Origin of the sequence: Gallibacterium faecale (assembly GCF_027920745.1) — a bacterium.
In the GTDB taxonomy this organism is placed as follows: Bacteria; Pseudomonadota; Gammaproteobacteria; order Enterobacterales; family Pasteurellaceae; genus Gallibacterium; species Gallibacterium faecale.
Window position 1 is genome coordinate 1 of sequence record NZ_JAQIBB010000104.1, and the last position, 10277, is coordinate 10277.

The following is a 10277-nucleotide window of genomic DNA, read 5'->3' on the forward strand; positions in this document are numbered from 1 at the left end:
TCTGCTGATTATTTGCTTCCAAGTCTAACTGTGCTAACCATTCCAATTTTTGCTTAATTTTGATTTCAGTTCCACGATCATTTGGGAAATAAAAACGAGTGCCTTTTAATGGTTCAGGAAAATAATTTTCTCCTGCGGCATAAGCATGAGGTTCATCATGGGCATAACGATATTCTTTACCAATTCCCAGATTTTTCATTAATTGAGTTGGTGCATTACGTAAATGAATAGGCACATCAAAGTCAGGATATTGCGTTGCTAGCTGTTTAGCTTGATTGAAAGCAAGGTAAACCGCATTGCTTTTTGGTGCAGCTGCGAGATAAACAATTGCTTGAGCAATGGCGCGCTCACCTTCTGCTGCACCAACTCTGGTATAACAATCCCAAGCATTTAAAGCTACATCCATTGCTCTTGGATCGGCATTACCAATATCTTCAGAAGCAATCGCGAGTAAGCGGCGAGCAACATATAATGGATCTCCGCCCGCAGTGATAATACGTGCATACCAATACAATGCAGCATCTGGCGCAGAGCCTCTTACGGACTTATGCAATGCAGAAATTAGATCATAGTAACGATCGCCTTGCTTATCAAAACGTGCTTGTCGTTCGCCAAGAATATCAACCATTAATTGTTGAGTAAGTTGCTTTCCTGTGGCAGTTTCTTCAGCCATATCGACCATTAACTCTAAACAATTTAATGCGAGGCGCGCATCACCATTAACATATTCTGCCAATGTCGTTAATAAGCCCTCTTCTAATTGTAAGGAAAGATTGCCATAACCCTGTTTAGAATCTGTGATTGCGCGTTGTAACACCTCAACGATTTCGGCAGCAGACAATGATTTCAACAAATATACTCTTGCACGTGAAAGCAAAGCACTATTCAATTCAAAGGAAGGATTTTCTGTAGTAGCCCCAATAAAAATAATGGTTCCATCTTCGATATAAGGCAAAAGAGCATCTTGTTGTGATTTATTGAAACGATGTACTTCATCGACAAATAGTAATGTTTGTTGCCCTGCAAATTGATTCTGCTTTGCCCGATCAATCGCTTCTCGAATATCTTTTACGCCACTGGTAACCGCAGACAGATATTCCACTTTCGCATTTAAACGATGGGCAATAATTTCAGCTAAAGTTGTTTTACCTGTACCGGGAGGCCCCCATAAAATCATAGAGTGGGCATGACCTGCTTCAATTGCCTTACGTAGTGGTTTGCCTTTACCGAGTAGATGCGTTTGCCCAAAATAATTATCTAATGTGGTGGGACGCATACGTGCAGCTAACGGGCGAAAATCATCACCCGCAAAATTAAGATCAAGGTTATCCATCTGAATTAGCCACTATTTTTTACGTTGGTCGTCTAACTCTGCACCTTTAGGTAGGGTGAATTTGAATAGAGAGTTAGGTAATTCGGCAGTATTGATATTACGTAAAATATATAAATTAGCTTGTCCATCTTTTTCAATGGTACTAAAACTACTTAATAAGCCATCAGCATTAATCCTAATCGTAAATTGTTTAATATTACTTTTTGTATTGCGAGGTGACAGAGTAAAAACATCATCTTTTTGTTGTACTTGATATTTTGCCCAGTGGCTTTGATCATTACTGGTAAGCAACACGAAAGGTGTGTTATTTACTGCTTCACTTACCCAATTTGCTGTTGCTTGTTCTACAAAAGGATCATAGAACCATAACGTTTTACCATCCGCTACCATTTCACTTTCTTGTGGTGCAGTGATTGTCATTTTAAATAGGTTTGGATGTTTAATTTGTAAGGTGCCTTCCCCTTGTTGTACCACTTTACCATCCGCATCAGAAACACGTTGTTGGAAACTACTACTTAATGAACTGATATGATTTAAACGTTGTTGTAATTCAGTTTTGGCATCAGCCATTGCTGTATTGGTAAAAATTACGCTAGCCATACCGAATAAAACGAGTAATTTTTTCATAAGTTCTCCTTTTTAATAATTATTTCTTGGGGCAAGAATTTCACGCTTACCATTGGTTGGTGCTGAAAGAATTCCCTGTTGTTCCATTTGATCTAAAATACGAGCTGCACGTGGGAAACCTAACCCTAAACGGCGTTGTAAGAACGAAGCAGATGTATTACCACTACTTAATACTACATCAACAGCCTCATCAAATTTTTCATCTAAATCGCCATTACTATTATCATTATTGCTTGCATCATTATCTTCTTCACTATTTTCGACAATTTCAGCTAAGTAGTTTGGTTTACCTCTTGCACGCCAATCACTCGCTACGCGAACCACTTCATCATCGGTCATATACGCACCATGGACACGAATTAAATCACCTTGACCAGAGTAGAGCATATCCCCTTTACCTAATAAGGCTTCTGCGCCAGATTGATCTAAGATGGTACGAGAGTCAATTTTACTTGCCACAGTAAAAGCAATTCGGCTTGGAATATTAGCTTTAATTAAGCCAGTGATAACATCTACAGATGGACGCTGTGTAGCCAAAATTAAGTGAATCCCAATCGCACGCGCTTTTTGTGCAAGGCGGGCAATTAATTCCTCAACTTGTTTACCCACAATCATCATTAAATCTGCAAACTCATCAACAATGACCACAATATAAGGTAGTTTTTCTAATGCAGGCGGCATAGCATCCATAGTATCACCTGGTCGCCAAATTGGGTTTGGAATTGGGAGATTCATTTCTGCCGCTTGATCGATTTTACTATTAAAGCCTTCAATATTACGTACATGTAAAGCGGTTAATAGTTGATAACGGCGTTCCATTTCATCCACGCACCAACGTAATGCATTCGCGGCTTTATTCATATCCGTTACCACGTTAGTAAGCAGGTGTGGAATATCGTTATACATTGAAAGCTCAACCTGTTTTGGATCGATCATAATGAATTTTACTTCATCAGGTTTCACTTTAAATAATAGGCTCAAAATCATCGCATTGACACCAACAGATTTCCCTGAGCCGGTAGAGCCAGCAACCAGCAAGTGAGGCATTTTAGCCAGATCAACAACGACTGTTTTACCGCTAATATCTTTACCTAACGCCATTGAGAGCGGAGATTTAGCCTCACGGAATTCTTTACTGCTTAAAACTTCTCTTAATAACACACTATGTCGGCGATCATTTGGTGTTTCAATACCAATATAAGGTTTACCTGGAATCACTTCAGCAATCCGAATAGAACGGAACATCAAGGCACGCGCTAAATCAGTATCAATACTAGTTACTTTAGATGCTTTGGTACCTGGTTGTAATTCAATTTCATAACGAGTAACTACGGGACCAATCGTGACGTTACGCACAGTCGCTTTTACCCCAAAATTACGTAATTGATGTTCAATCCGTCGAGAGGTTTCTTGGATTTCAGCTTCAGTAATATCCGTTGTCATTGGTTTACCTTCATTTAATAAATCAAGGCTTGGCAATGGGGTAGTTGGTTTTACTGTTGAGATAGGATCAGGTTGTAATAACGGATGAACTAACGTATTACCATAAGGCTTATAATTAGGGGTTGTAAGTTGTTCAACGGGTTCATCTTCATCTTGTGATGGCGTAAGGATATGATTTAAAGCACTTTCTTGATTTAATGCTTTAGCCCGATTCACTATATCAGTTTGTTTTTGTTGCTGCATCGCTAAGAACTCTTGTCTTAAACGATCAAAATCTTCGTTATCCTCTTCGGGCTCATTATGATTAACAGAAGATGGTTGTGCTTCTTGAATAGAGTTATCCACTTGTGAAGTAAGATTAACCGTTGGCATTGCAGTCTGTGCTTGCCAATTATCTTGAGGATTGACTAAATCTTGAGTAGCCTCGGTTGTAGTAGCGGGCGTTAAATTTGTCGATAGTGATACTGTTGGTAATTCGGTAATTTCATTAGTATCAAATACAGGGAACTCAATATTATTGAAATTATCTGCATTAACTGTGGTCGGTGTTGGTGACACAGACTGATGATATGTGGAATTCTCATTTAATGGGGTATCAGCCACAGTATTATCTGTACTATTTTCAGACTCTACTTGAGTAGTAGTTGGTGCGGGTGTTAGGCCAAAAATAGTCGGATTGACAAATTGATCTTGTTGCAGATGAGCAAATGCTGGGTTGCCCGTTTCTGCTGTTGGCTGAGATTGTTGCTGTTTAACTGCATGTTTAGGAAGTGGTAATTCAATTTGTTCATAATCAGCTAAAGATTTTTCAACTTCATTATTTTGAGGTGCTTCTTCAGGTTTATTTTCGTCTGTGGCCATTAACCAGTGATAAAAACGAGGAAATACCTTAATAAATGAATTACCGGCAGAAAGGATAAAACCTATAATTGTGGTAGCAATAGTGATTAATGATAATAGCCAAATACCGATCAAAGGCAGTGTTAATTGAGTAATTACCGCACCAATGACACCACCAGCAAGATGATAAGGGCTATCTGGAAGATATAACGACGCTAATGTAGCCAAACTAATTAAAAATAATAGAAAACCAAACGAACGTAAGAAAAACGTTCCTCCTTTAAACTCAGTAATTGGATGATAGCGCAATAGATAGAGAGGAATTAAAAAGACAAAAAAAGGAATTAGGTTACCAATAGAACCAAATAAAGCGAACAGAATATCAATTAACCAAGCACCAACCACACCAGCTTTATTAATCACTGTTGGTTGATTGCTTGCGATTGTCCAAGCTGAATCCGCTGGGTGGTAAGATGTCCAAGCTACAAGCAAATATAAGCCAAAACAAGCCAATAAAAATAGCCCTAAATTAAACAAATAGAGGTTTGAACTTAGATATTCTTTCTTGATTTCAACTTGCTTAAATTGAGATAAATTGAGGTTATTCAGTTTGATATTTTTAATTTTATTGATCATTGTTATTTATATAATTTTCGATAATCTTTCAGCACCAATTTAAGCTGCTATGATAGCAACTCAAACTGGGTTAGACAAATTTCGTAGAGGTAAAAAATTATAGGTTTTCAATGAGATGATATAGCTCCTGGCTAGGCAAAATTTTAGTGACTGCATTTGTGATGAGGTGTTTTGAGATATCCCTTGCTTTTTGAGCTTCCCGTTTGCGAATTGCCTCTAATAAATCACCATGTACGTTTACTGCTGTAACTGATTCGCTTAACTCTTGTTCTAATGTACGATTATAAGAAACAGACATTGCTGTAGATAACATTGCATCAAGAGAAGATAAAAACGGATTTTTACAAGAATTAACGATAGCACTATGAAAAATCTTATCTCCTTCAATAAATAATTCCCGTTTGTTCTCTTTCACACTTTGCTGCATTAATTGATAGCCTTGTTCAATTAACATTAAATCTTGTACGGTTGATGAAAGTGCTGCAATAGCACAGATATTCGGTTCAAAAATTAAACGGGTAATTAAGAGATGTTGCAATAGTGAAGGGCTAATATCTTCTTGTGAAAAAAAAGTCAGAATGTCCTGATCTAACCAATTCCACTGTTCTATTTTGTTTATTACGCTACCGCGTTTAGGTACGATCGAAATCACACCTTTGTTCGCAATTGTTTGTAAGGCGGCACGAATAGAAGTTCGAGAAACATTAAATTCATTTGCTAATTCCATTTCACCGGGAAGTAAATCTCCTTCGCCAAATTGACCATGAAATATCTTAAGAATGATATTGCGCATGATGACATCCGATTTCAGCATGATGTTTCCTATTTATATTAATCAATAGACGTAACTGTATTATACCTTTTTTATTGATTAAGACAGGAGAAAAGAAAAAATTTTATTGATCGAAAATGAGATCTTAATCACAGACGCCTGATTATTTTTTGTTTATTATTCTTGTCATACAAGAATTTTATTTTTGGTGAAATATGATTGTTATTGATTGGGGAACAACAAATTTTAGAGCATACTTTATACCTAAAAGTGGTGATATTAAGTTATTGAAAAGTAATAACAAAGGTATGAAGTCTATTATTAATGGTATGTTTGAACAAGAAATTTATCAATTATTTGAAGAACAGAATTTCTTGTATGACTTGAAAAATAATGTTGTGTGTATGGCTGGTATGGTCGGAGCAAAAAATGGCTGGGTAGAAGTACCATATTTAGCGGCGCCAATCAGCTTAGATAAGTTAGTTTCTGGGTTGCATACTTTTAAATTATCTTGGGGTGTACCTGCTTTTATTGTTCCAGGAATGTCGATAACGAATAAATTTGGTTTGTTTGATGTGATGCGTGGTGAGGAAACTCAATTATTAGGGTTACGTAATTTGGTTGGGGAAGAAACATTATCGGTCATTCTGCCAGGTACTCATAGTAAACATGCGATAGTCAAGGGGCGTGAATTAAGCACTTTTTACACCATGATGACAGGTGAATTATTTGCATTATTGAACCAATACAGCATTTTAACTCAAGGGATGCCCGAAATTTATGAGGATGAGGCAGGCTTTTTAAAAGGGGTTGAAATTGGATATGAAGTGCCTTTATCCAACGCCTTATTTTCTACAAGAACACAATGTTTGAATCAACAACTTTCTGCAGAATCTGTAAGAAGTTATCTATCAGGTGTGATTATTGGTAATGAAATTCAACAATTATCTAACACACTGACACATTACATTATTGGTAGTAAAGGAATTGCTACACGTTATCAAACAGCGTTATCTCACTTAGGTTATCAACATCAACTTGTTGATGGGGAAACTTGTTTTCTACAAGGAATAAAATTTATTGCAAATCAATATCTTGAGGAAAAGTAGCATGAGTATTGAAAATATATCTGGAAAGTGCCCTCTTATTGCAATTTTACGAGGCATTAAAACGGAAGAAGCAGAACAATATGTTTCTCATTTAATTGAGTTAGGTTATTACTTTATTGAAGTGCCTTTAAATAGCCCAAATGCAATAGGCACAATTCGTTTATTACAAGAAAAATTTGGTGACCGTTGTTGTATTGGGGCTGGCACAGTAACTGATGTTGAGTTACTAAAACAAGTCTTAGCAACAGGGGTGAAATTGATTGTGACACCAAATGTTGATCCTGAAGTTATCAAACTTGCTAAAGCTTCTGGTTGTCTGATTTTTGTTGGTGTGATGACACCAACAGAGGCTTTCTTAGCTATCAATTCTGGTGCAACAAAAATCAAAATTTTCCCAGCCGAATTAGTTGGACCAACCGGATTTAAAGCAATTTTAAGTGTATTGCCTAAAGAAGTAAGTTGCTTCCCAGTAGGCGGAATTAAAGCGGATAAAGCACAAATGCAAAGTTATGTTTCTCTTGGTGCAAAAGGATTTGGTTTGGGTAATGCGTTGTATTCAGCAGGAATCTCATTAGAAGAGTTCATCAATAATGCAACGAAGTTTAAACAAGCTTGGGATGAAATTGAGCAGTAATTTGGAGAAGTAAAATGAAAATTGTTGGATATGAAACCTATATTGTTCCACCTCGTTGGGGATTTATCAAAATTATAACTGATGAAGGGATTGTTGGTTGGGGAGAACCTTGTTTAGAAGGTCGTACACATACTGTTCATGCCTGTGTTGCAGAATTAATGGAGTATTTAATTGGTAAAGATCCGCATGATATTGAAGATCACTGGAATGTCTTATATCGCTCTTCTTTCTATCGTGGCGGTCCAATTATGATGAGTGCCTTAGCGGGGATTGATCAAGCATTATGGGATATTAAAGGAAAAGCGTTAAATACCCCAGTATATCAATTACTTGGTGGTAAATGCCGTGATCGCGTCAGAATGTATTCATGGATTGGTGGCGATAGACCAGATGATGTAGCACGTATGGCAAAAGAACGCCAAGACGCCGGATTTACTGCAATTAAAATGAATGGTACGGAAGAACTTAATTTTATTGATGATTATTCAAAGGTAGATGCAGTTTTAGCTCGTGTACAAGCTATTCGTGACGCGGTAGGTAAAGATTTCGGTATTGGTATTGATTTCCATGGTCGTGTGCATAAAGCAATGGCGAAAATTTTATTAAAAGAATTGGCTGTGTTTAATCCAATGTTTGTAGAAGAGCCCGTTTTAGCCGAACACTTTGATGCAATTCATGAAATTGCTCGTTATGGTGCTATTCCGATTGCAACAGGGGAAAGAATGTTTTCCAGATGGGAATTCAAACACTTATTACAACGCGGTGGCGTTGATATCTTACAACCAGACGTTTCCCACTGTGGTGGTATTTCTGAACTCAGGAAGATTGCTACCATGGCCGAAGCTTATGATGTGGCGCTTGCTCCACATTGTCCATTAGGACCAATTGCATTAGCTTCATCCTTACATATCGATACAGTATCTCTAAATGCTGTTATTCAAGAGCAAAGTATCGGTATTCACTACAACCAAGAAAATGATGTTCTAGATTACATGACAAATAAGGAGGTCTTTGATTTCAAAGCAGGTTATTGTGATGTATTAACAGGCGCAGGATTGGGTATTGAAATAAACGAAACCTTTATGCAAGAACAAAATAATAAAGGTGCTCGTTGGCGTAATCCAATTTGGCGGAATAAAGATGGTTCTTTTGCCGAATGGTAAGAAAACAAAATTTTTCCATATATTTTTTTAGAGGAATATTAAGATGAAATTATTGAAAAGTGTTTTAGCTTGTTCTTTAGTTATGTTTTTTGCAAGTGTGTTGGCTGCCGAATACGAATGGAAATTCCAATCTTCAGATCAACCAGGTGATGATGCCTTTAAATATCAAGAACAATGGGCAAAAGATGTGAAATCATTGTCCAATGGACGTATTGAAATTACTGTACTTGGTGCGGGTTCAGTCGTAGAGCATAACCAAACTCTAGACTCAATCGGTATGAATATTATCCAAGGTGATTTTACAGACCCATCTTATTTCTCTGGTAAAGATCCTGCATTTGCTTTATACGGAAACTTAATTGGTGCTTGGAGTGATCCTAAAGACTTAATTGACTTCATGTATAACGGCGGTGGTTTTGATGTTGCGAATGAATTACTGAACAAATATGGCGTACAACTATTAGCTATCAGTACCGTAGGTGGTGAATCGCTTGTGTCTAAAAAACCAATTCATAATATTAAAGAGTTACAAGGCGTAAAAGTACGTGCACCAGAAGGGCTTGTACAAGCACTATTTAAAGGTTTAGGTGCAGCACCAGTAAATCTTCCGGGATCAGAAGTTTATACCTCGCTTGAAAAAGGCGTAATTGATGCTTCTGACTACTCAATTTTCGCGCGTAACCAAGCTAACGGTATGAATGATATTGCGAAATATCCGATTTATCCTGGTTGGCACTCAATGCCTATGAACCAAGTCACATTGAATAAGAAAATTTATGACAGCTTACCGCAAGACTTAAAAGATGTTTTAGCGAAAGCAGGTAAACAATATGCGGAAGGCTTCTTAGGTATGCATCAAAAACTTGATGAAGAAGCAATCAAAAACAAAAAAGCAGATATTACTGTAGTGTCTTGGTCGCCAGAAGAAGTCGCAAAAGTACGTGAAGTTGCGACCCAAATGTGGCCTGAATGGGCGAAAAAATCACCTATGTCAGAAAAATTCTACAATACTGTTATGAAATATTTGAAAGACAAAGGCATGATTAAATAAACATTGAGTTTTAAATAGCCAAGTTATAACGGTAGCTTGGCTATTTCACTATCAATAGGGGAAAGAAGATGGAAGATTTAAAAGACAAACCATCAGAACCAGAAGAAAAACTCACGAAAATTGATAAAGTGATTGAAGCTATTGGGCATAAACTTTCTTGGGGATATTTATTGATTGTAGTGATTTCATTTTATGAAATTATTGCAAGATATGTGTTTAACTCACCTACTGACTGGGTGCATGAAACCAGTATTGCTTTAGCTGGATTCTTAATGGTGTATGCGGGACTCTTTTCTTATGGACGTAATAAACATATTCGCGTGCCTATTTTACTCGATCGTGTTTCTGCTAAATGGCGTAATCGTTTAGAAATTTTTAGTGGAATTATTACCTTACTCTTTTTGGGTTTATTAGCCTACTCTAGTTATTTTGTCGCGTATAGTGCGGCAGTTTCTCCTACCGGTGAAATTGTATTAGAACGTTCTGGTTCGGCATGGAATCCACCGATTCCAGGTTTATTAAAAGTCGCTATTTTCGTTTTATTTGTGTTGTTCTTTATCCAAGTGATTTGGAAATTAAAACAACGTTTAACTAATAGTAACGAGTAAGGAGAGAAATATGTTTGGTCTCAGTGGATTAGGTATTGATGTTGTTACATTAATCTTATTC

Annotated in this window: 9 protein-coding genes; 5 read left to right on the top strand and 4 right to left on the bottom strand. The window is 37.0% G+C overall.

The features are described 5' to 3' along the window. The 4 genes from PF272_RS11345 to PF272_RS11360 all read right to left on the bottom strand — a co-directional run. The coding region (locus PF272_RS11345; protein ID WP_271142844.1) for a replication-associated recombination protein A at nucleotides 1–1333 on the bottom strand (1333 nt) is incomplete at its 3' end. A 12-nt stretch (nucleotides 1334–1345) separates the two neighbouring features. Continuing rightward, on the bottom strand, nucleotides 1346–1960 hold the full coding sequence (gene lolA / locus PF272_RS11350; RefSeq protein WP_271142845.1) for an outer membrane lipoprotein periplasmic chaperone LolA: 615 nt from the start codon (nucleotides 1958–1960) through the stop codon (nucleotides 1346–1348). A gap of 12 nt (nucleotides 1961–1972) precedes the next feature. Beyond that, nucleotides 1973–4879 (bottom strand): DNA translocase FtsK, encoded by a 2907-nt coding sequence (locus PF272_RS11355; RefSeq protein ID WP_271142846.1) that lies wholly within the window; start codon nucleotides 4877–4879, stop codon nucleotides 1973–1975. 97 nt (nucleotides 4880–4976) lie between these two features. Then, nucleotides 4977–5672 (bottom strand): FadR/GntR family transcriptional regulator, encoded by a 696-nt coding sequence (locus tag PF272_RS11360; protein ID WP_197494399.1) that lies wholly within the window; start codon nucleotides 5670–5672, stop codon nucleotides 4977–4979. A gap of 194 nt (nucleotides 5673–5866) precedes the next feature. Here PF272_RS11360 and PF272_RS11365 point away from each other — a divergent pair, with 194 nt between their 5' ends. From PF272_RS11365 to PF272_RS11385, 5 genes are all read left to right on the top strand, one after another. After that, nucleotides 5867–6760: a 2-dehydro-3-deoxygalactonokinase gene (locus tag PF272_RS11365; RefSeq protein WP_271142847.1), complete on the top strand. Its 894-nt coding sequence runs from the start codon at nucleotides 5867–5869 to the stop codon at nucleotides 6758–6760. A gap of 1 nt (nucleotide 6761) precedes the next feature. Next, on the top strand, nucleotides 6762–7394 hold the full coding sequence (locus tag PF272_RS11370; protein ID WP_065234376.1) for a 2-dehydro-3-deoxy-6-phosphogalactonate aldolase: 633 nt from the start codon (nucleotides 6762–6764) through the stop codon (nucleotides 7392–7394). A gap of 14 nt (nucleotides 7395–7408) precedes the next feature. Beyond that, nucleotides 7409–8557: a galactonate dehydratase gene (dgoD, locus tag PF272_RS11375; RefSeq protein ID WP_065234377.1), complete on the top strand. Its 1149-nt coding sequence runs from the start codon at nucleotides 7409–7411 to the stop codon at nucleotides 8555–8557. Nucleotides 8558–8600: 43 nt separating this feature from the next. Beyond that, nucleotides 8601–9608, top strand: coding sequence for a TRAP transporter substrate-binding protein (locus tag PF272_RS11380; RefSeq protein WP_271142848.1), 1008 nt, complete (start codon nucleotides 8601–8603; stop codon nucleotides 9606–9608). A 68-nt stretch (nucleotides 9609–9676) separates the two neighbouring features. Continuing rightward, nucleotides 9677–10216, top strand: coding sequence for a TRAP transporter small permease subunit (locus PF272_RS11385; protein ID WP_065234379.1), 540 nt, complete (start codon nucleotides 9677–9679; stop codon nucleotides 10214–10216). Nucleotides 10217–10277 lie beyond the last annotated feature (61 nt).